Raw genomic sequence first — 20,963 nt, forward strand, 5'->3', positions numbered from 1 at the left:
GATGTGTTTAGTCTATTCACCAAGTCTTTAATTTTCTCAAGCCTTATTAATAAAATAAGGCTTGAGCCATACCGAATTTTTTATGGCGAAAGTATCGTTCTAGTACTTAATTTTCGTACTTTACTTGAGCCAACATTTATTATTTTTGTTCTAATCCTCCACCCAAAGCTTTATATAATTCAATTTGATTGTTCAATTTGCTTTGCTCTAATGTGAGTAGACCTTGTTGAGCAGTATAAGCAGAACGTTGAGCATCCAAAACTGAAAGATAATTGTCGATTCCTGCTTTAAAGCGAGCCGAAGAAAGTCGATAAGTGGTTTGTGTTGCCGAGACAAGTCGACGTTGCGCATCTAAACGTTCGTCTATATGAGCATGTGCTGCTAAAGCATCGTTAACTTCACGAAATGCTGATTGAGTGGCTTTTTCATAATCTGCAAGTGCAATCATTTGATCTGTTTCAGAAATTTTTATATTGGCTTTTCGAGTCCCCCAATCAAAAATGGGTAGATCCAGACTAGGTCCAATTGACCAAACAAAGCTACCTGATTTAAATAAATTTTGAAGATCTGTTGAAGCATAGCCAGCAGAACCCGTTAAGCTAATCGTGGGGAACATTCTTGCTTTTGCCACCCCCACATTGGCACCTGCGGCAAGAAGTTGGTATTCAGCAGCTTTGATATCAGGTCGATTATTGAGTAAATCACTGCTCAAACCCGTAGCAAAAGTAGCTTGTGTACTGATACGTTCAACTGCTTGATTGGGGAGTAGGCTTTGAGGAACGCTTTGTCCTGCCAATAAGTTCAGCAGATTTTGGGCTTGTGCGACTTGCGTTTTATAGGTGGCAACATCATTTCGAGCTGTTTCCACAGAAATCTGGGCTTGACGTAAAGGAACTTCACTCTCAATCCCTACATCAAATCGCTTTTTATTCAGATGGTAAGAATCCTGTTGGGCGATTAGTGTTTGCTTGGCTAAGCTCAAATTAGATTGTGCAAAAGCATAATCTAACCAAGCTTGAGTCACTTGACTGACTAAGCTAATTTGGGTGGATTGTTGCGCACTTTGAGTGGCAAGATACTGATTTAAAGCCACATCTTTTAAGCTTTTTACACGTCCCCAAAAATCAACTTCATAGGCTGTGATGCCCAGTCCGACTTGGAATGATGAATAAGGATTATTGGGATTAACCGTTGGGTTGACTTGTCTAAGCGCACTGCCATTGGCACCGATTGTCGGAAGTTGATCATTTTTAGTGATTTGATATTGTTGCTGCGCTCGTTGAATATTGAGCGTTGCTGTACGCAAATCACGGTTATGCGCTAAGCTCATTTCAATGACTTGCAATAAACGGGCATCCGAAAAGAAATCTGAATAGCCTTGATGGGCAATTGAGATTTCTGAGCGATTTAGAGCAGAATTTTGAGTAAAATTTTCAGGAATATTAGATTGAATGACAGGCTTTGGTGCTTGTAAATTCATACAAGCGGTCAAAGCAATGGATAGTGTGGAGGCAATCAATCCACGCAATAGGAGTGTTGATTTAGGCATGATTTTTACCCATTTATAAAAGGTGAAAACATCAGCAAGATCAGAGGAAAACATCAGTTTTCTTCTGATCTATTGTGTTGTATTAAAGTTGCGGGTCTTGTTTTGATGGTGATTTTGCAGAGAATATTTTTTCTACTGTGCCTAAGACAAAAATAAAAAATACCGGGACAAAGAAAATCGCTAAAATCGTCGCAGAAATCATGCCTCCAAATACACCTGTTCCTAATGCATGTTGAGTTTCAGAACTTGCACCTGATGCAATCACCAAAGGAATCACACCACAGGTAAACGCCAGTGAAGTCATCAGAATAGGGCGTAAACGAAGTTTAGCTGCTGCAACTGTGGCTTCAATTAAACTCATGCCTTCTTCTTTGAGCATCTTGGCAAATTCAACAATCAAAATGGCATTCTTCGCCGATAAACCGATAATGGTGATTAAGCCAATTTTAAAGAACACATCATTCATCATGCCTCTCGACATGATCGCAACAATTGCTCCAAAAATGCCCAAAGGAACCACCAACATGACAGAAAGCGGGATCGCCCAACTTTCATAAAGTGCCGCCAATACAAGGAATACGACCAACATTGAAAGTACCAGTAAAAATGCCATTTGAGACTCGGTTTGTTTTTCCTGTAAAGAAATACCCGTCCATTCATAGCCTATACCTTTGGGCAATTTAGCAATCAATTGTTCCATTTCTCGCATTGCATCACCAGAGGAAGTGTCGAAGTTTGGAATACCTGCGATACTTAAAGATGGTCGTCCGTTATAGCGATTATATTGTTGCGGTGCTTTACTCCATTGAGGTGTGACCACTTCAGACAGAGAAACCAATTGTCCTCTTGCGCCTGCTACCTTGAGACTTAAAATATCTTTTAATTGCATCCGTGATTTGGCATCCACTTGAACAATGACTTGTTGCATCCGTCCTTGATTAGGAAAGTCATTGATATACATTGAACCCATTGAGGTTGAAATAATGTCAGAGACATCAGAAAACTTCACGCCCAAAGCATTGAGTTTCTCACGATCAATTTTTAAAGAAATATTGTCCCCTTGTGGTAAACCTTCATTCCAGACCATATAGAACTTTTTATTTTTGGCTGCCATTGCCATCAGCTCGTCTTGAGCTGCCAGTAATGCAGGCATACCTAAATTTCCACGGTCTTGTAAACGTAAACTAAAACCTGAAAACGTACCTAATTCATCAATGGCAGGAGGTAACACCGCCATGGTTGCGCCTTCTTTGCTATTCGCCATGAAAGCGTTGACTGAATTGGTCATCTCTGTCGCCGTAGAAGTACGGTCTTTGAAATCCGTAAGCGTAGTAAATGCCATCGCAACGTTTTGACCAGCACCACTAAAGCCCCAACCTAAGATTGCTGTATTGCTTTTTACATTGGGATTGTCTTTTAGATGCTGTTCAAATTCATTGACAACGTTGCGAGTACGTTCTGCTGTTGCATCTGAAGGAAGTTGGAAGGAGGTCAGAAACCAGCCTTGATCTTCTTCTGGCATAAATGCGGTAGGCCAATATTTCATGCCTGCAAAGGTGATTGCTGTGATCACCACAAAGATCACCATCATTGGAATGGTATGTTTAATGACTTTGAGTAACAGTAATTCATATTTTTTGGTAACTTTATCAAAACTCCGATCAAACCATGCAAAAAAGCCTTTCTTTTGATGGTGACCATCAATTGGTTTTAGTATCGTTGCACATAGGGCAGGTGTTAAGATCAATGCCAAGAGTGCAGAGAATAAAATCGACACAGACATGGTCAGTGTAAATTGCTGATAGATAATACCGACAGAGCCACTGGCAAAGGCCATTGGTAAAAATACCGCAGCTAGCACCAGTGTTATCCCAATGATTGGGCTGGTGATTTCTTTCATTGCTTTAGAGGTAGCTTCTTTGGGTGGCAAGCCTTCTGTCGCCATAATCCGTTCGACATTTTCAACTACCACAATTGCATCATCGACAATAATCCCGATAGCAAGCACCATCCCGAACATGGTCAAAACGTTGATGGAAAAGCCCAAAAGGAGCATCACTGCGAAAGTCCCGAGTAGGGCAATAGGTGCAACGATGGCTGGAATCAAGGTATAACGGACATTGTGTAAGAATAAATACATCACAATAAACACCAAAACCATGGCTTCAAGTAATGTATGAATCACTTTTTCAATCGAAATTTTAACAAAAGGCGCAGTGTCATACGGGATGCTATACTGCATACCTTCAGGTAAATTCAATTTTAATTCTTCAATTTTGGCTCTTACACCTTCAGCAGTTTTGACTGCATTCGCCCCTGGGCTGAGCTGAATCGCAGCTGCTGTAGCAGGTTGACCATCTTCTAAAATGGCAAAGTTGTAGGCTTGTGAACCCATTTCAACCTCTGCAACATCTGAAAGCTTAATCACGCTACCACTGGTTTTACTCTTTAAACTGATATTTTTAAATTGCTCTACATTGCCCAATTGACCTTGAGCTGACAAAGGAACGGTAATCAATTGTCCTTTTGTCGCTGGAAGATCTCCAAGGCGTCCAGGTGCAATTTCAATATTGTTTTCACGAATTGCCGTATTTACATCGCTGATCGATAAACCATAAGAAATTAATTTATTTGGATCAACCCAGATCCGCATGGCTTTTTCAGCACCGAAAGATTGAACTTTACCAACACCTTCAACACGCTTGAGTTCTTCAACCACATTACGTACCAGATAATCACTCAAATCAACTTCTGAGTATTGTCCATTGGGTGAGTTGATACCGACCAGCATTAAAAAGCCTGATGAAGAAGCTTCTACTTGTAAACCTTGTTGACGAACAACTTGTGGTAACCGCGCTTCCACCGCCTTGATTTTGTTCTGTACATCCACTTGAGCCATTTCAACGTCAGTACCCGGTTTGAACGTTGCAGAAATTTCAGCTGTACCCGAGGTATCGGTTGTTGAACTATAGTAAAGCAGGTTCTTGACTCCCGATAATTCTCGCTCAATCAAAGTGACGACACTATCATTGATGGTTTGGGCAGTAGCCCCTGGGTAGGTCGCACTGATATTGACTTGCGGCGGAGCAACACTTGGAAAGCGTGCAATCGGCAATTTAGGAATACTCAGTACCCCAAATAGAATAATGAAAATCGCTATCACCCATGCAAACACAGGGCGACGTATGAAAAATTGTGACATCATCATTGAGCTCCTTGTGTTGCAGCTGATTCGGCATGTACAGAGGTATTCGCCGTTGTATTGACAGGAACTTTCCATACGCTTAGCTCAAGTTTTTGGTTAGGTTGGATACGCTCAATACCCTCAACCACCACTTTATCCCCGGCTTTTAATCCTTTATTGGCAATGTAATATTGCTCATATTGTTGTCCCAGCTCGATTGGGCGAATATCTGCTGTACCTTTGGCGTTGATCACATAGACTTGCGGTTCGCCGTTGATATTACGTTGAATGGCTTGAGCAGGAATCAGTAAAGCTTGTGGAACAGAAGCGCGGTTAATATCTACACGAACATACATGCCAGGGAGTAACTTTCTTTCAGGATTATTGACCTCGATACGAATAGTGACATCACCTGTTTCCGGATCTACATTAATGTCTTCAAACAACATTCTTGCTGTAACGTTATAGGGTTGACCATGACTGTTGGAAATTCGGAAAGTCTTTTGATCATTTGCAGACAGTTCACCATTTTGCAATGCAGTTTGTAAGCGTTCATATTCACTGATCGACTGTTTAATATCGACATAGACTTTATCAATCTGCTGTACTGTAGCCATTTTATTGCTGTCACCTTGACCAACCAAGGCTCCTTCTGTGACAAAGGATTGTCCGATTCGACCTGAAATCGGTGCGCGAACAGTGGCATATTGTAAATTGAGATTTTGACGTGTGAGTAAGGCTTTCATTTGTGCTACATCTGCAAGTGCCTGTCGATATTCTGCTTGAGCGTTGCTAACTTCTTGCTTACTGATGGCATTGCTCGGTAGCAATTGTTGATAGCGTTCTAACTGAACTTTTAAACGTGCCACTTCCGCTTCTGCTTTATTGAGCGATGCACGATTGCTGTTTACATCCGCTTGGAATGTTTCCGAATTAATTTTATAGAGCGCTTGTCCTGCCTTTACTTCACTGCCTTGAGTGAATAACACTTTTTCAATAATACCGCCGACTTGGGGGCGAATTTCAGCCGTACGGAATGCTTGTACACGTGCTGGGAGATTCTCACTGAAATTGACTGATTGAGGTTGAATGTTGAGTACACTGACTTTTGCAGGTGGTGTTTCTGGTTGAGCTGCCTCCTTGGAGCCACAGCCTTGCATCAGCAACCCGATGGATAAAAATAATGGAAGTAATAGATGCTTTTGCATTCTGTCCAAGCCTTGGGAGTTTTTGATGTTCACATTATTTTTGATGTTTGTGTAACCTTGATCAGCAAAGTGTGGAAAAAGTGTGGAGAAAAGCAGATAAATCAGCGTATCATGCAGATTGACAGAAATTATTTGATGATTCATTCATGTTTGAAGCCTCATTTTCTTTTGATTGCCGCGATAAACAGATCCTTGTTGTTGAGGATGAATATGATATTGGCGATATTATTGAGCGTTATTTAAAACGTGAAGGAATGCGGGTAATTCGAGCGATGAATGGGCGGCATGCAATAGAAATCCATTCAGCTCAACCGATCGATTTAATTCTTTTAGATATTAAATTACCGGAAATGAATGGTTGGGAAGTACTGAGTAAAATTCGTCAAAAGGCGCAAACCCCTGTCATTATGCTAACAGCATTAGATCAAGATATTGATAAGGTGATGGCACTACGGATTGGCGCTGATGATTTTGTGGTCAAACCATTCAATCCCAATGAAGTGGTTGCTCGGGTGCAAGCAGTGTTGAGACGGACACAACAGAATATTTCGGTTCAAAATAGCCACCTCGTTTATAAAAATATAGAGATCAATGCTGAGATTCATAGCGCCTATGTCTATCAACAAGATCAACGCGTTTTACTCAATCTGACCTTAACTGAATATAAGATTCTCAGTTTGATGATTCACCATCCGCATAAAGTCTTTACCCGCAGTGAATTGATGAATCATTGTTTGCCTGACAGTGATGCATTGGAACGAACGGTAGATAGCCATGTCAGCAAGTTAAGGAAAAAACTTGAAGAACTTGGGTTGCAACAGATGTTGATCAATGTTCGTGGAGTAGGTTACCGACTAGATCAGCCCTCAGCATCTACCTATTTTGAATCTTGATTGGTTTAATTCTGGTCATTTGATTTTCTGGTGTCGATCTTTAAATGTTGAATATACACGCTTAAATTTGTGTTTCATGCTGTGCCAATATTCCTTACTGAATAAGGCAATAACAATCAATAAGAGAATTTCACCACCAATTGCCATGACTGTCATCACCCATGCTTTATAAGGAATCTCCAAGAACGCAATGATAGGAAAGGCAATCCAATACGTCACGACAATCGCTAAAAGTATAAAACCGATTTTCTTGCGTAGATTTAACTTTTGTTTAATCATCTCACTCAGCGCTATAACATTTGATCGTGTGATTGTTTGCAAGGTTTGCGGAGAAATGATCTTTAAAGTGCGGAAAAAGTGTGTAAGATCAGAAAAAATGAACCTATGATATGGATCAACACGTGGTGAATAAAGCTGGAAAGCTTATGAAGAATAAGTCAGGAATCAGTAAGCAGCTGTTCATTGCACTCAGTATTGTGAATTTGAGCGTAACATTATTCTCGGTTTTGCTGGGTTATATTATTTATAACTATGCCATTGATGTCGGTTGGATTACTTTAAGTTCATTGCAAGGGGAATGGACCGACTTTCATTTTGTCGATTGGATCTGGTTGTCTACGGTTGTTTTTTGCGGGTCGGTGATTTCATTGATTATCGGCATGCATCTTGCGCAACGGTTTATTAAGCCGATTAATTTTTTAGCAGAAGCCGCTGAGAAAATAAGCCAAGGTGATCTTTCAGCACGAGCAGATGACCGCCAGATACATTCTGCTGAAATTTCTGAATTGATGCATAACTTTAATCATATGGCACAAAAACTTGAGCTTTCAGTTAAAAATGCTCAGGTTTGGAATGCTGCAATTGCGCATGAACTTAGAACGCCAATGACGATTTTACAAGGTCGCTTACAAGGCATTATCGATGGTGTTTTTGAACCCAATGTGGTCTTATTTAAAAGCCTGTTAAATCAAGTTGAAGGTTTATCTCATTTAGTTGAAGACTTACGCACATTGAGTTTGGTCGAAAATCAGCAGTTAAGATTAAATTATGAATGGGTCAATACACAGGAAAGTATTGAACGTGTAATTAAACTGTTTGATGATCGTTTGGCTCAAGCCCAACTTATTCCTCAGCTGGATTTGACGACAACACCTGTATATTGCGATCGACGTCGTATTGAGCAAGTTTTAATGGCATTGATTGATAATGCAGTACGCTATGCACATGCAGGTCAATTGACTATTTCTTCAAAAGTGATTGATCATAACTGGATTTTACAGATTGGTGACCAAGGACCAGGCATTGCACAAGAGTATCAAGACCATTTGTTCGATCCATTTTTTAGATTAGAACAGTCGAGAAATAAAGAGTTTGGTGGAACTGGTTTAGGGCTGGCTGTGGTACACGCGATTGTGATTGCTCATCAGGGCACGATTAGATATCAAAATAAAGATTCGAATAGTGTTTTTACCATCCAAATTGAGCGCAATGAATAAGCGACGCTGAGCAAAAGTATTGCCAGAAATTGATTGATTTCTGGCAAGGATAAATTAACCTGAGTTCGATAAAAATCCTTGATGAAAGATGATACAGTCAAACCGCCTGATTATTCATACAAGTGACTTGGATGATTCATTTATTTTGTACTTTTTGAATCATTGATGTTCTTGCTATCGTGAGGCGACATGGATGTCGCCATGTTGAGCGGGGGTAAAGGATAAACCCCTCGCTCAACGAAAGATTTTTGTCACTTTTCATCTCTGAAAAGTGAGGCATCGCCTACGCAAAACAATTTAAACTTTAGAAGTAAAGCGTGGCAGTGCAAGCTTTAGATCATCAAACAATCTATTGATCGCCTTCATTTTATTGATCAGAGAAATGAAACTATATTGATGGTTGCGCTTACGGAGTTTCGCTCCTCATGCCAAAACAAGTATGGCGAGCCCTTGCGGAGCTCCGCTCCTCATCCTAAAATCGGATGAAAATCCAGCAAAAATCCAAATAGATTTATTATCTTTCAATGAGTTGAAGATTTAATTGCATCGAATTCACGTTAAATTAATTTAAAGGCATACGGTACTCAATCACCCCAGGTTTCTCTGCTACCCAGTCATACAGTTTTTGTGCTGTATGATTACTTTGTTGAGTGTGCCAATACAGGCGTGCGCATCGGGATTTTTGAGCTTGTTGTTTAACATATTCAATCAAATGTTTACCGATCTGTTGACCTCTGGATTTTGGTGAAACATAGAGATCTTCAAGATAACAATAATCCTGCTCAGCCCATGTCGAGCGGTGAATGACATAGTGAACAAAGCCAAATACAGTGTCTTCATGTTTTGCCACAGCACAATAAACAGGTTCGGCATCAGAAAAAAAACGTTGCCATGTGGTTTGAGTGACTGCACTTGATAAACTGACTTGATAAAATTCTTGATAGGCTAACCAATACGCTAACCACTGTGTGTAGTCCACTTGGGTGACAGGTACAATTTGAATTGATAAATTTTCCACAGATATTCTCCAGTCGGTATAAGTTTGAAAGCAGAGAAATTAGTGTAATTTTATTGTGGTATCTTCATAAGATACAGTTTTGATCTTTTTGAGAGTACCAGTTGCTTTGAGACCTAAAAAAGGGAGTCTTAGTCTCCCTTGTTTTGGTCAGGTATGTCATAGAATTCCATAATGTCTAAATCACATCTATGGCGAATAGTGGGTATGATAAAAGTGTAATGGTAAAACAATGGTTTATCTTTTAAATTTTCCATTTAAGATCACATAGGACATTAATCCAATGACTAGTCCCCAAAAAGCCCCTCCAATGCCCAACAGATGAATATTTGCAGCAGTGGCTAAAAAGGTGATCAGTGCAGACTCCCGTGTGTCCTGATCATGCATTGCATTTGCCAAACTTCCTGCAATCGTTCCCAGTAAAGCAAGTCCAGCCAACGTTGCAATAAAAACACTCGGGAAAGCACTAAAGAGGCTTGCAAGCGTTAGCCCAAATATTCCAACCAAAATATAAAATATACCTGCAGCAATACCTGCAATCCAGCGTTTAGATGGATCAGTATGAGATGCTTTCCCTGTACAAATCGCAGCAGTGATTGCGGCAAGATTAAATGCATGAGAACCAAAAGGAGCCATTAAAAAAGAGCCCAAACCAGTGATCGTAAATATCGGTTTTAAACTGGTTTGATAACCATCATTTCTAAGTACCAAGATGCCCGGCATATATTGACCTGTGAGTGTGATTAAAAATAAAGGCAGTGCCACACTCAAAAGTGCATTGACTGAAAATGCAGGTACGGTAAAGACAGGCGCAGCCAATTGCAGTTCAAATGCTGAGAAATCAATACGGGATTGTAAAATTAAAAATATCAAACCTAGCCCAAGTACACTGACAACAGCATAGCGAGCAGAAATTCGTTTAGTCAGCATGTAAACAAATAGCATACTGATCGCTAAGACGGGATCAATACTGATATTGGAAAATGCAGAAATGCCGAATTGTAATAAGATTCCAGCGAGCAGACCTGAACAAATGCTTGGAGGGATATAAGCAATCAGTTTTTCAAAATATCCCGTCATGCCTAAAATCACAAAAGCCAGTGCAGAAATCAAATAAGCTCCGATGGCTTCCGCATAAGGAATGGTGAGCAATGCTGTAATCAAAAAGGCGGCTGCTGGTGTTGACCATGCTGTAATAATTGGTTCTCGACTGATCCAACTTAGTAGAATGCCTGAAATCCCAACACCAATGGAAATAGACCAAACCCATGAAGCAGTCAGTTCAGCACTTAATCCTGCTGCTTGAGCAGCTTGAAAGATTAGAATAAAAGTACCACCATAGTTGACAATCACCGAAATCAATCCTGCGACAACAGGATGAATCAGATCAGAAGAAAATACTCGAAATGGGCGCCGTTGAGCGTGCATAAGTCAACCCCAAAGATTTTTAATCATGTGTTTAGAGCCCAAGCACTTGAGTAAAAGATGTCTTTTTTCTCAATGATTTGGAATGGTCCGATTGAGTGTAGTTTTGATTGTGGTATTTTTATAAGGTACACTTTTGATATTTTTGACAGTACCAGTTTTCTTATGCGCTCACCATCTTCAGCTGTTTTTCCACATTTGATTTTGCCAGAAGGACAGATCAAAGATGGTTTATATCGTGTTTTGCGTGATGCTATCTTGGATGGGCGTTTGCGAGCAGGAAGCAAACTGCCTTCAAGCCGTGCTTTGGCAGAGATGATGTCTATTTCTAGAAACTCAGTTCTGGCTGCGATAGAACGTTTACTGGATGAAGGTTATTTGCAGACCAAACCGAGTTCTGGAACCTATGTTGTTGAAATTATCCCTGATCATTTGATCAATTTACCCTTAGATACAAATTCGACTTCAGTCCAGCCTCCTCAGCAATTAAAGGTTAATCCGCACATCGCAAATTTGTTGCCCGCATGGCAAAAACAAAATGTTTCTGGACAGGGAGAGAAAATCTTTCATGTCGGTGTGGGCTGTACTGATTTATTTCCACACCGACTCTGGGGAAAGTTGCTGGGAAAAGCATGGCGTCAGTCTTATCGACAGTTGGGGCAGTTTCATGATTGTCGAGGCTATTTACCTTTACGCCAAGCCATTTGTGACTATGTCCGTTCGACTCGAGGACTGAACTGCCATGAACAGCAGATTATTGTGGTCAATGGCACACAGCAGGCGATTCATTTGGCTGCATATGCTTTATTGCAAGCGCAAGACCAAGTCTGTTTGGATGAGCCTGGTTATGATGCAGCATTGAATATTTTCCGCAGCTTTGGCATGACTGTGAATCCCATAGCGAGTGACGATGATGGAATGAAGATCAATGAAATCATTCAACATTATCCAGACAGTCAGCTCATTTATACGGCACCATCGCATCAGTTTCCACTTGGGGGAACTTTAGGTTTGAGTCGCCGATTGACATTGCTGGAATGGGCAGTGAGTCAGCAAAAATGGATTTTTGAGGATGATTATAACAGTGAGTTCAGATATGGCACGCATCCTATTCAGGCTTTACAAGGTTTAGATCAACATCAACGAGTGATTTATTCTGGAACATTTTCAAAAATGATGTTTCCAGAGTTCCGTTTAGGATTCATGGTCGTTCCAGAAGCATTAATTGAGACATTTAGTCTCGCCAAATACTATACCGATACACGAAGCGCTTATCTGGAACAAGTTGCTTTGGCATTGTTTATTCAAGAGGGGCATTATGCAAGGCATGTACGAAAAGTACGCAAAGCTTGTTATGAACGACAGCAGGTGCTTATTGCAGAAATCCAACAGAGACTTGCGAATGTCTTGACTGTACAGCCGACAGATTCCGGGATTCATTTGGTGTGTTGGCTCAATCAAGGATGGACAGAACAAGATTTCCTAAAAATATGCGCAGAAGTTGATTTAGCTGTACAGCCTTTATCTCGTTACTGCCAAAGTCCTCCTCAAAAAGCAGCAGTTTTATTTGGCTATGCTGCGCATAGCCCTGAGGAAATCCGCTTTAATATTCAACGCTTAGCACAGCATATTGAATCATATTGATGTTATACAGGTCAGGTCAAAGCAGTTTTAAAAAACGATCACGGTGTTGGCTTTCCTGTGGCAATAACTCCAGTACTCGTTGTATGGCATCAATTCGTTCTGGCATATGGCGAATAATTTTGAGTAATGGATCAATATCTTGCATTTGATAGATCAAATGACTTAAGCGAGCATCGAAACAGTCTCGCCATGTGGTCAATAATGGACTTTCTGATTTTGCGAGGAAACTACCTTTGTACAATGAAAATGTGCTGGCTAGAAAACCAGCATTGAGTGACTGTTCTGCTCGGATAAAGTCAGTTTGAATTTCACAAATCAGTTTGTAGGGACGTGATAAAATACAATTCGGAAGCAAGGTTCTGAGTTGTGACATTTCTGCCTTTAAGGTTTTTTCACTGATGTCACGATCGCCATACAGTGCATAATGCAATTCATCTAAATTTATTCCATCCGGATGCAAAATGAGAATACAGAGAATTTCAATTTGTCTGTGAGTCAGGGTTAGAAGTTGTTGATTGAACTGTACTTTAGGTGTACCAAAAACTTTCAGATACAGCATATTTTTTTGTTCAAACTGGATTGCGCGTTGAACCAATTCGGCACATCGCTCGACAGCCAATACACCAAGTGAGGTATGTTTTTTATATTTGGTGGATAAATTAATAATGCCGTGAAATTGACCAGAAACAGGGTCAACGATTGGCGCTGCATAACAAACCCAATCTTGTACGCTATTCATTTGATTTTCATGAGAATACACACAGCTGGAAATATGATTATTCAGCGCTAAACCGATTGCATTGGTACCAACAGCTTGAGTTGACCAATGACCCCCTTCAACAAAATGGACTTGTTCTGCGGACGAAAGCATAGAACGGCTACTCCATGTCCATAATAATGTTCCATGATGGTCAGTGATCCCAATCGCCATTTCTGAGTCATCTGCAATTTTCAATAAATCTGCATAGTTGTGTTGGATTGAACGGCGAAATAATGATTGTTCCTGCTCCATGGGCAGGCTTAAAAGTGGCGCAGCATTCATTGGCGCGATATTGAATAAATGTGTGGTTTGTAATGTTGATGTTTGATTCAATAGCTTCATATCATAGTCCTTTATGATGCGCGGTTATCGCCATTAATATGTTGTATTCATTGTCATTGTATAGTTCGGTTTTGACATCACATTTAAGACGTATTAAATCCAGCAAAATGATGGCATTAAAATTCGGGTATTTTTGTCTTGATCTACATCCACTTTAAAATGTCAGAGCTCAATTTAAAATGAGTTTTCTGCGCATAAATGTTAAATAAAGTTACCCATCCAAAGCTATTCAACTTTGATCAAAGATGCTGAGTTTTAGCCACTTTTTAAGATATTTTCACGTTTAAATGGCTGAGGAACAGGCTCGCCTTTATATTGACGATCGGCAAAATAACTTGAGCGAACCATAGGCGCACTCCAGATATTCTTAAATCCCAATAATTGTCCATGTGTCTGATAGTTTTCAAACTCTTTCAACGATACAAAACGGTGAATGGGGGCATGGGACTTTGACGGCTGTAAATACTGACCAATCGTCACGTAATCAACCAAATGATCACTCAGATCATTGAGTAGAACAATGACTTCTGCTTCTACCTCGCCCAATCCCACCATCAAACCACATTTAGTCGCAATATCAGGACGCAAATGTTTAAACTTTTTAAGCAACTCAAGAGAATGTTGATAGTCAGAGCCTGGACGCATTGCCCGATATAAGCGTGGTACAGTTTCAATATTATGATTAAATACATCTGGTGGTGTTTCACTGAGAATTTCAAGTGCAAGATCTAGCCTGCCACGAAAGTCAGGAACTAAAATTTCAATCAATGTATCTGGGCTACTTTGGCGAATTTCTTGAATACAGTCGACAAAATGTTGCGCGCCACCATCTTTAAGATCATCTCGATCTACAGAGGTAATCACCACATATTTCAAATTTAAGTTTTTAACAGTTTCCGCCAAATGTTTGGGTTCATCAGGATCTAAAGTATTTGGGCGACCATGCGCAACATCACAAAAAGGACATCGGCGTGTACAGATGTCTCCCATAATCATAAATGTTGCTGTTCCACCTCCGAAGCATTGCGGTAGGTTGGGACAAGCGGCTTCTTCGCAGACAGTATGCAACTTTTGTTGGCGTAATAAGTCTTTAATGCGTTGTATTTCTTCTGGATGGCTGATTTTGGCACGAATCCATTCTGGTTTCTGTGGAATTTGTTCAGTACTGATGATTTTGACTGGAATACGTGCCAGCTTATCAGCACCTCGTAACTTTTCACCTGTGGTGATTGAACGTTTTAAATCCATTTTAAATAGTCCATTAAATAAAATAATGAATATAAAATGACACTTTTATTCTATGTGTCAATTATATTTAAAATATTTTAACTGTGAATAAATTGAAGCAAAATATTAATATTATAAAATAAAGGTTGGTTAAAGGTTTGGTTTTTTAAGTTTTTGAAAATTATAAAAAATTACAAATATTTTTTGACTCATAAATAGTTGTTTTTAATATTTTTAGTGCTTTTTTAAAATGAATATTTTTTTAGTCTAATATTAATTTTTATTAAAATAATTTTATATAAGTATACAGGTTTTAAATACCAATATTTATTTTAAATATCTGGTTTTTTATTCTAAATGTGAACATTAAGGATTAAGGATATGCAATTAACGGAAGAGCAATTGCTAGCAGCATACCGACGGATGCGAGATATTCGTGAGTTTGAGGATCGACTGCACGATGAAAACAATACAGGTGATATTCCCGGCTTTATTCATCTTTACAGTGGTGAAGAAGCTGTAGCCGTTGGAATATGTGAAAACTTGACGGACAAAGATTTTATTACCTCAACACATCGTGGGCATGGGCATTGTATTGCCAAAGGATGCGATATCCACGGGATGATGTTGGAAATTTTCGGTAAGGATGACGGACTTTGTCGAGGTAAGGGCGGTTCAATGCATATTGCCGATTTGGACAAAGGCATGCTTGGCGCCAATGGTATTGTGGGCGGTGGACCTCCTTTGGCAATTGGTGCAGCTTTGACTGCTAAAACTTTAAAAACGGGTGGAATCGGTTTGTCTTTTACAGGTGATGGAGGCTCTAACCAAGGTTTAACTTTTGAAGCCATGAATATGGCAGTGGTCTTAAAATTACCTGTTATTTTTGTTTTTGAAAACAATGGTTTTGGTGAAGGTACGGCACATGACTATGCCGTTGGTAGCAAGGATATTGCGGGTCGTGCAGCTGCTTTTGGCATGCCTGCTGAAAAAGTTGATGGGACAGATTTCTTTGCTGTTTATGAAGTCGCTCAAAAAGCCATTGAGCGTGCACGTCGTGGCGAAGGTCCGAGTGTGATCGAAACCATTACCAATCGTTTTTACGGGCACTTTGAAGGTGATCCTGGATTAATTCGTTCAAAAGAAGAACTTGATTATGTCAAAGAACATAAAGACCCACTGAAAATTTTTCGTGAAAAAGTCAAAGGAAAAATTGAGGACACCAAACTGGATGCGATTGATGCAGAGTCAAAAGCCAATGTGGATGCAGCGGTAGCAAAAGCACGTGCAGCCAAGTATCCAGAAGCTTCTCAACTTCTCACCGACGTTTACGTCTCTTACTAAAGGAATAGTAAAGCAATGCCAAATAAAAGTTATCGAAATGCGATTAAAGAAGCGATTGAATCAGAAATGCGTCGTGATCCCACGGTGATTGTGGTAGGTGAAGACGTACGTGGTGGTCATGGTGGCAAAAACACAGATGACAATAAACTTGAAGGTTTTGGTGGTGTGTTGGGTGTCACCAAAGGTTTATGGACTGAGTTTGGTTCAGAACGTGTAATTGATACGCCAATCACTGAGTCAGCCATTATTGGAATGGCAGCAGGTGCAGCAGCAACAGGTTTGCGCCCAGTAGCAGATCTGATGTTTATGGATTTTTATGGCGTTTGTCATGACATGTTATATAACCAAGCCGCTAAATTCCGTTATATGTTTGGTGGAAAAGCCAAAGCACCCTTAGTGGTAAGAGGCATGATCGGAGCCGGTTTTTCTGCGGCTGCTCAACATTCACAATCACCTTACAACGTGTTTGCCGCTGTGCCGGGTTTAAAAGTGGTTGTACCATCCAGTGCTTATGATGTGAAAGGCTTGCTGATTCAAGCCATTCGTGATGATGATCCAGTTGTTTTCTGTGAACATAAGTTGCTTTATGACATCAAGGGAGAAGTGCCAGACGAGTCATATAGTATTCCATTTGGTGTAGCCAACTACACACGTGAAGGGACGGATATTACCATTATTGCGTTGAGTTTAATGGTACATCGCGCCAATGAGGTTGCTGATAAATTAGCAAAAGAAGGCATTTCTGTTGAAGTCGTTGACCCACGTACCATTTCACCTTTGGATGAGGATGGGATTTTAGAGTCAGTCGCGTCTACAGGTCGCGTGGTCATTGTGGACGAGTCGGCTGCGCGCTGTGGTTTTGGGCATGATGTTGCCGCATTGATTGCGCAAAAAGGTTTTCATTATTTGAAAGCACCGATTGAGTTGGTAACACCACCACATTCTCCTGTACCTTTCTCACCCGTTTTAGAAAAAGAATGGTTACCAAGTGTAGAGCGTATCGAACAGGCTGTACGTAAAACGTTGGAGGCTTAGGATGAGCGAAATCAAAACTTTAGAAATCCCAAAATGGGGTTTGTCCATGGAAGAAGGGACAATTGCGCAATGGCTGATTCAAGAGGGGGCGCAATTTAGCAAAGGACAAGAAATTTGTGAAATTGAAACCACCAAAATCGTCAATGTGCTTGAAGCGCCCTTTGATAGTACTTTGCGTAAAATCATTGCCAAAGCAGGCGATACTTTGCTGGTGGGCGGATTAATTGCGATTTGTGCTGATTCACAAGTTTCAGATGCAGAAATTGATGCTTTTGCCCAATCTTTAACGGGCACATCGACAGTCAGTGAAAAGCAATCCCATACAAACGCACCAGATAAAACATCAGAACAGGTATCAGCCACTCAGGCTAAAACAACAGTCGCTACTGTGGCTCAACCGAATAATTTGCCTGAACAGAATAATGCTGTAAATAGTCAGAAATCGGTTGCTCAAGGTGGTTATTCAATTCCCGTCGTATTGCGAGGTTATCAACAGCGTGACGAGATTTTTGCGACACCACATGCTTTGAAATTGGCTGAAAAGCATCAGGTCAATTTGGCAAAAATTACTGGTACAGGACGACAAGGGCGTATCAGTGTCCATGATATTCAACAAGCCGTTCAAGCTGTTGGAGGCTCATGGCCAGATATTCGTCAGCAAGCCAGTGCTAAAGTAGCAAAATCTAAAGCAGATGACAGTCTAGTGTTAGCAACACCTGTTGCACGCCGTTTAGCCAAACAATGGGGCATAAATCTGCATGATTGTCGCGCATCAGGCACCAGAGGTCGAGTCTGTAAAGAAGATGTAGAAGCCGTTTATCAGCGTGAAAACCCTGTACAGACACAACAATGCGATCAGGACAATACAACGCAATCAGCAAAACCTACCACAATTGCCATGAACGGTATGCGTAAAGCCATTGCATCACGACTACAGGAAGCAAAACGTAATGCACCACATTTCCGTTTAACTATAGATCTCAATGTTGAAGCAATCCAAGCATTACGCCAGCAAATCAATAGCACTGTCCCCCAAGTGAAGTTGTCGATTAACGATATGCTGATTAAAGCTGCTGCCGCTGCTTTGATGAAAGTACCGCAAGTCAACGTGCAATATGATGAAAAGAATCAACAGATTTTACAGTTTGCACAAGCCGATATTTCTGTTGCAGTGGCGATCGAGAATGGATTGATCACACCGATTATTAAAGCGGCCGATAGTAAGTCTTTGGCACAAATTTCAAATGCAATGCGTGATTTGGCGACACGTGCCAAAACTGGAAAATTAGCGCCTGATGAATTTCAGGGGGGGAGTTTCAGCATTTCTAATTTAGGCATGCTCGGCATTCAGCAATTCGATGCCATTATCAATCCACCTCAGGGTGCAATATTGGCGTTAGGTGCAGCAGAAAAACGTGCGGTCATTGAACAAGACTCGATTGTGATTCGTCAAATGGTTACAGCAACAATGTCTTGTGATCACCGTGTGATTGATGGTGCATTGGGGGCGCAATTCTTGGCAGCATTTAAGCAGTTTGTTGAAAATCCTGCATTGATTTTAGTGTAGGAGATTAAATATGTCAGAGACACAATTTGATCTTATCGTGATTGGTGCAGGTCCAGGTGGTTATGTTGCTGCGATTCGTGCAGCACAGCTGGGCTTAAAAACCGCAATTGTTGAAAAACAACATTTGGGTGGGATTTGCCTCAATTGGGGGTGTATTCCCACGAAAGCACTGTTAAGTGGAGCAGCATTGGCGCAACAGTTTAAACATTCTGAGCAATTTGGTTTTCGTTTGGGTGCAGTTGAGTTTGATATTCAGCAATTGGTTCGACATAGCAGACAAGTTTCAGAGCAATTGGTGCAGGGTATTGGACAGTTGTTGAAGAAAAATCAAGTAACGGTTTTTAAAGCAACTGCACGATTCACTGCCAAAGAACAGTTAGAGCTGACTGATACGCAGGGACAAAAACAGCAGATTTCAGCACCACATATTATTGTCGCAACAGGTGCTAAAGCCGCCAACTTAGCGCATATCCCTGTAGATGGTGAGCAGGTGTGGAGTTATCGAGAAGCCTTAGTTCCTACACAATTACCTCAATCCTTATTGGTGATTGGTTCTGGGGCAATTGGAAGTGAGTTTGCAAGCTTATATCAAGACTTGGGCTGTCAAGTGACTTTGGTGGATATAGCCAAACAGATTTTACCCAGTGAAGACCTTGAGGTTGCTCAATATGTACAAAAGCAATTTGAACAGCAAGGAATGAAGGTTTTAACAGAAGCTGCAGTACAAAAAATCGAACGGGATCATGACTTGGTACATTGCCATATTGAAACTGCACAAGGGGTGCAGGTTGTGACTGTGGAAAAAGTGCTTTCAGCAATAGGTGTTCAACCGAATACACAGCATTTAGGTTTAGAAGCACTGGGAATGGAATTTGAACATGGTTTTATCAAAGTCGATTCATGGTGCAAAACCAATGTTGCTGGTGTTTATGCAATCGGTGATGTTGCTGGTGCACCGTGTTTGGCACATAAAGCCAGTCATGAAGCTATTTTATGTGTGGAAAAAATTGCAGGTCTTGAACATGTACATGCACTAGATCGTACTCAAATCCCTGGTTGTATCTTTACCCATCCGCAAGTGGCGAGTATCGGTTTGACTGAACAGAAAGCCAAAGCAACAGGATTGAATATCCATGTTGGTAAGTTTCCATTGCAAGCCAATGGTAAGGCATTGGCGTTGGGTAAAATGGCAGGCTTTGTCAAAACCATTTTTAATCAAGAAACAGGTGAGTTGTTGGGCGCACACATGGTTGGGCACGAAGTCACTGAACATATTCAAGGCTTTGCTATCGCCAAATATTTAGAAGCTACAGATGAAAGTCTAGCGCAAGTAATTTTCCCACATCCTACTTTATCTGAGGCGATGCATGAGTCGGTCTTATCGGCAATGCAACGTGCAATCCATATCTAAGGAGTCACAATATGCCTAAAGGTTTAAACAACAAAGTTGCACTGATTACAGGTGCAGGACAAGGAATAGGACGAGGCATTGCCTTACGTTTGGCACAAGAAGGCGTACATATTGCGCTGGTAGATCTTCGTCAAGAAAAGTTAAATGCTGTGCAACAAGAAATTGAAGCATTGGGTGTAAAGGCCACCACATTTATTGCCGATATTGCTGATCCAATACAAATCAGTGAAGCTATTGCACATACAGAATCATCTTTAAATGGTTTTGATATCATGATCAATAATGCTGGCATTGCGCAGGTTAAAGCTTTAGCTGAAGTCACACCCAGCGAGTTTAACCAAATCATGAATATTAATGTGGGTGGTGTACTTTGGGGAATTCAAGCCGCAGCGAATAAATTTAAACAACGACAACAGCAGGGAAAAATTATCAATGCCTGCTCGATTGCAGGGCATGAAGGCTTTGCTTTGTTGGGTGTCTATTCTGCAACGAAGTTTGCTGTCAGAGCCTTGACACAAGCTGCTGCCAAGGAGTATGCCAGTGCAGGTATTACGGTCAACAGCTATTGTCCGGGAGTCGTGGGAACAGATATGTGGGTCGAAATTGACCAACGCTTTGCTGAAATCACAGGCGCACCTGTAGGTGAAACTTATAAGAAATATGTTGATGGCATTGCTTTAGGTCGAGCTGAAACCCCAGATGATGTGGCTGCTTTGGTTGCCTTTTTGGCAAGTGAGGATGCAAATTATATTACTGGTCAATCAATTTTGACTGACGGTGGCATGGTCTATCGTTAGAGTCTGAGGACATTTCAACAATGTATTGGGTGATCGGTTAGAACGACATAAACAAGGCATGAGATG

Annotated in this window: 16 protein-coding genes; 8 read left to right on the forward strand and 8 right to left on the reverse strand. The window is 40.8% G+C overall.

The features are described from left to right. Positions 1-139 precede the first annotated feature (139 nt). The 3 genes from adeC to ACINWC743_RS20245 all read right to left on the reverse strand — a co-directional run bounded on the left by adeC (position 140) and on the right by ACINWC743_RS20245 (position 5,941). Positions 140-1,549 carry an AdeC/AdeK/OprM family multidrug efflux complex outer membrane factor gene (adeC, locus tag ACINWC743_RS20235; protein WP_035301516.1) on the reverse strand — a complete coding sequence of 470 codons (1,410 nt, stop codon included), beginning with the start codon at positions 1,547-1,549 and terminating at the stop codon, positions 140-142. Positions 1,550-1,631: 82 nt separating this feature from the next. After that, positions 1,632-4,754 (reverse strand): efflux RND transporter permease subunit, encoded by a 3,123-nt coding sequence (locus tag ACINWC743_RS20240; protein WP_035301500.1) that lies wholly within the window; start codon positions 4,752-4,754, stop codon positions 1,632-1,634. Next, positions 4,754-5,941 (reverse strand): efflux RND transporter periplasmic adaptor subunit, encoded by a 1,188-nt coding sequence (locus ACINWC743_RS20245; protein ID WP_009586780.1) that lies wholly within the window; start codon positions 5,939-5,941, stop codon positions 4,754-4,756. Before ACINWC743_RS20245 ends, ACINWC743_RS20240 begins: the two co-directional genes overlap by 1 nt. A gap of 146 nt (positions 5,942-6,087) precedes the next feature. On the opposite strand from ACINWC743_RS20245, the gene adeR reads away from it, so the two are divergent. Beyond that, a complete protein-coding gene (gene adeR / locus ACINWC743_RS20250; protein WP_009586696.1) occupies positions 6,088-6,834 on the forward strand; it encodes an efflux system response regulator transcription factor AdeR in 747 nt (248 codons plus the stop codon). Positions 6,835-6,849: 15 nt separating this feature from the next. Here the strand turns inward: adeR and ACINWC743_RS20255 are convergent, their stop codons facing one another. Next, the gene (locus ACINWC743_RS20255; RefSeq protein ID WP_009586755.1) at positions 6,850-7,113 is read right to left on the reverse strand and encodes a transporter suffix domain-containing protein; all 264 of its coding nucleotides are present in this window, start codon (positions 7,111-7,113) and stop codon (positions 6,850-6,852) included. A 146-nt stretch (positions 7,114-7,259) separates the two neighbouring features. Here ACINWC743_RS20255 and adeS point away from each other — a divergent pair, with 146 nt between their 5' ends. Then, positions 7,260-8,330: a two-component sensor histidine kinase AdeS gene (gene adeS / locus ACINWC743_RS20260; protein WP_035301518.1), complete on the forward strand. Its 1,071-nt coding sequence runs from the start codon at positions 7,260-7,262 to the stop codon at positions 8,328-8,330. 562 nt (positions 8,331-8,892) lie between these two features. Here the strand turns inward: adeS and ACINWC743_RS20265 are convergent. Beyond that, the gene (locus ACINWC743_RS20265) at positions 8,893-9,348 is read right to left on the reverse strand and encodes a GNAT family N-acetyltransferase (protein WP_009586796.1); all 456 of its coding nucleotides are present in this window, start codon (positions 9,346-9,348) and stop codon (positions 8,893-8,895) included. A 234-nt stretch (positions 9,349-9,582) separates the two neighbouring features. Beyond that, entirely contained in the window at positions 9,583-10,773 is a 1,191-nt protein-coding gene (locus ACINWC743_RS20270) for a benzoate/H(+) symporter BenE family transporter (RefSeq protein ID WP_009586719.1), read from the reverse strand. A 162-nt stretch (positions 10,774-10,935) separates the two neighbouring features. Here ACINWC743_RS20270 and ACINWC743_RS20275 point away from each other — a divergent pair, with 162 nt between their 5' ends. After that, positions 10,936-12,414: a PLP-dependent aminotransferase family protein gene (locus ACINWC743_RS20275; RefSeq protein WP_035301519.1), complete on the forward strand. Its 1,479-nt coding sequence runs from the start codon at positions 10,936-10,938 to the stop codon at positions 12,412-12,414. A gap of 16 nt (positions 12,415-12,430) precedes the next feature. On the opposite strand, the gene ACINWC743_RS20280 is transcribed toward ACINWC743_RS20275, so the two are convergent. Further along, a complete protein-coding gene (locus ACINWC743_RS20280; RefSeq protein WP_009586770.1) occupies positions 12,431-13,516 on the reverse strand; it encodes a helix-turn-helix domain-containing protein in 1,086 nt (361 codons plus the stop codon). A gap of 255 nt (positions 13,517-13,771) precedes the next feature. Next, a complete protein-coding gene (lipA, locus tag ACINWC743_RS20285) occupies positions 13,772-14,764 on the reverse strand; it encodes a lipoyl synthase (RefSeq protein ID WP_009586734.1) in 993 nt (330 codons plus the stop codon). A gap of 360 nt (positions 14,765-15,124) precedes the next feature. On the opposite strand from lipA, the gene ACINWC743_RS20290 reads away from it, so the two are divergent. From ACINWC743_RS20290 to ACINWC743_RS20310, 5 genes are read left to right on the forward strand one after another with little or no spacing between them, the layout of a single operon-like run. After that, entirely contained in the window at positions 15,125-16,087 is a 963-nt protein-coding gene (locus ACINWC743_RS20290) for a thiamine pyrophosphate-dependent dehydrogenase E1 component subunit alpha (protein ID WP_035301502.1), read from the forward strand. Positions 16,088-16,102: 15 nt separating this feature from the next. After that, positions 16,103-17,122, forward strand: coding sequence for an alpha-ketoacid dehydrogenase subunit beta (locus tag ACINWC743_RS20295; RefSeq protein WP_004829597.1), 1,020 nt, complete (start codon positions 16,103-16,105; stop codon positions 17,120-17,122). 1 nt (position 17,123) lies between these two features. Continuing rightward, positions 17,124-18,689 carry a 2-oxo acid dehydrogenase subunit E2 gene (locus ACINWC743_RS20300; protein WP_009586695.1) on the forward strand — a complete coding sequence of 522 codons (1,566 nt, stop codon included), beginning with the start codon at positions 17,124-17,126 and terminating at the stop codon, positions 18,687-18,689. Positions 18,690-18,699: 10 nt separating this feature from the next. Then, the gene (gene lpdA / locus ACINWC743_RS20305) at positions 18,700-20,100 is read left to right on the forward strand and encodes a dihydrolipoyl dehydrogenase (RefSeq protein WP_009586791.1); all 1,401 of its coding nucleotides are present in this window, start codon (positions 18,700-18,702) and stop codon (positions 20,098-20,100) included. Positions 20,101-20,111: 11 nt separating this feature from the next. After that, on the forward strand, positions 20,112-20,897 hold the full coding sequence (locus ACINWC743_RS20310) for an acetoin reductase (RefSeq protein WP_009586702.1): 786 nt from the start codon (positions 20,112-20,114) through the stop codon (positions 20,895-20,897). Positions 20,898-20,963 lie beyond the last annotated feature (66 nt).

Origin of the sequence: Acinetobacter sp. WC-743 (assembly GCF_000335555.1) — a bacterium.
In the GTDB taxonomy this organism is placed as follows: domain Bacteria; phylum Pseudomonadota; class Gammaproteobacteria; order Pseudomonadales; family Moraxellaceae; genus Acinetobacter; species Acinetobacter bereziniae.

Coding starts and splice junctions, on each gene's coding strand:
- ACINWC743_RS20245 (WP_009586780.1), bottom strand. CDS start 5,941: ATGCAAAAGCATCTATTACTTCCATTATTTTTATCCATCGGGTTGCTG.
- ACINWC743_RS20270 (WP_009586719.1), bottom strand. CDS start 10,773: ATGCACGCTCAACGGCGCCCATTTCGAGTATTTTCTTCTGATCTGATT.
- ACINWC743_RS20275 (WP_035301519.1), top strand. CDS start 10,936: ATGCGCTCACCATCTTCAGCTGTTTTTCCACATTTGATTTTGCCAGAA.
- adeS (WP_035301518.1), top strand. CDS start 7,260: ATGAAGAATAAGTCAGGAATCAGTAAGCAGCTGTTCATTGCACTCAGT.
- ACINWC743_RS20300 (WP_009586695.1), top strand. CDS start 17,124: ATGAGCGAAATCAAAACTTTAGAAATCCCAAAATGGGGTTTGTCCATG.
- ACINWC743_RS20295 (WP_004829597.1), top strand. CDS start 16,103: ATGCCAAATAAAAGTTATCGAAATGCGATTAAAGAAGCGATTGAATCA.
- adeC (WP_035301516.1), bottom strand. CDS start 1,549: ATGCCTAAATCAACACTCCTATTGCGTGGATTGATTGCCTCCACACTA.
- ACINWC743_RS20240 (WP_035301500.1), bottom strand. CDS start 4,754: ATGATGTCACAATTTTTCATACGTCGCCCTGTGTTTGCATGGGTGATA.
- ACINWC743_RS20255 (WP_009586755.1), bottom strand. CDS start 7,113: ATGATTAAACAAAAGTTAAATCTACGCAAGAAAATCGGTTTTATACTT.
- adeR (WP_009586696.1), top strand. CDS start 6,088: ATGTTTGAAGCCTCATTTTCTTTTGATTGCCGCGATAAACAGATCCTT.
- lpdA (WP_009586791.1), top strand. CDS start 18,700: ATGTCAGAGACACAATTTGATCTTATCGTGATTGGTGCAGGTCCAGGT.
- lipA (WP_009586734.1), bottom strand. CDS start 14,764: ATGGATTTAAAACGTTCAATCACCACAGGTGAAAAGTTACGAGGTGCT.
- ACINWC743_RS20310 (WP_009586702.1), top strand. CDS start 20,112: ATGCCTAAAGGTTTAAACAACAAAGTTGCACTGATTACAGGTGCAGGA.
- ACINWC743_RS20280 (WP_009586770.1), bottom strand. CDS start 13,516: ATGAAGCTATTGAATCAAACATCAACATTACAAACCACACATTTATTC.
- ACINWC743_RS20290 (WP_035301502.1), top strand. CDS start 15,125: ATGCAATTAACGGAAGAGCAATTGCTAGCAGCATACCGACGGATGCGA.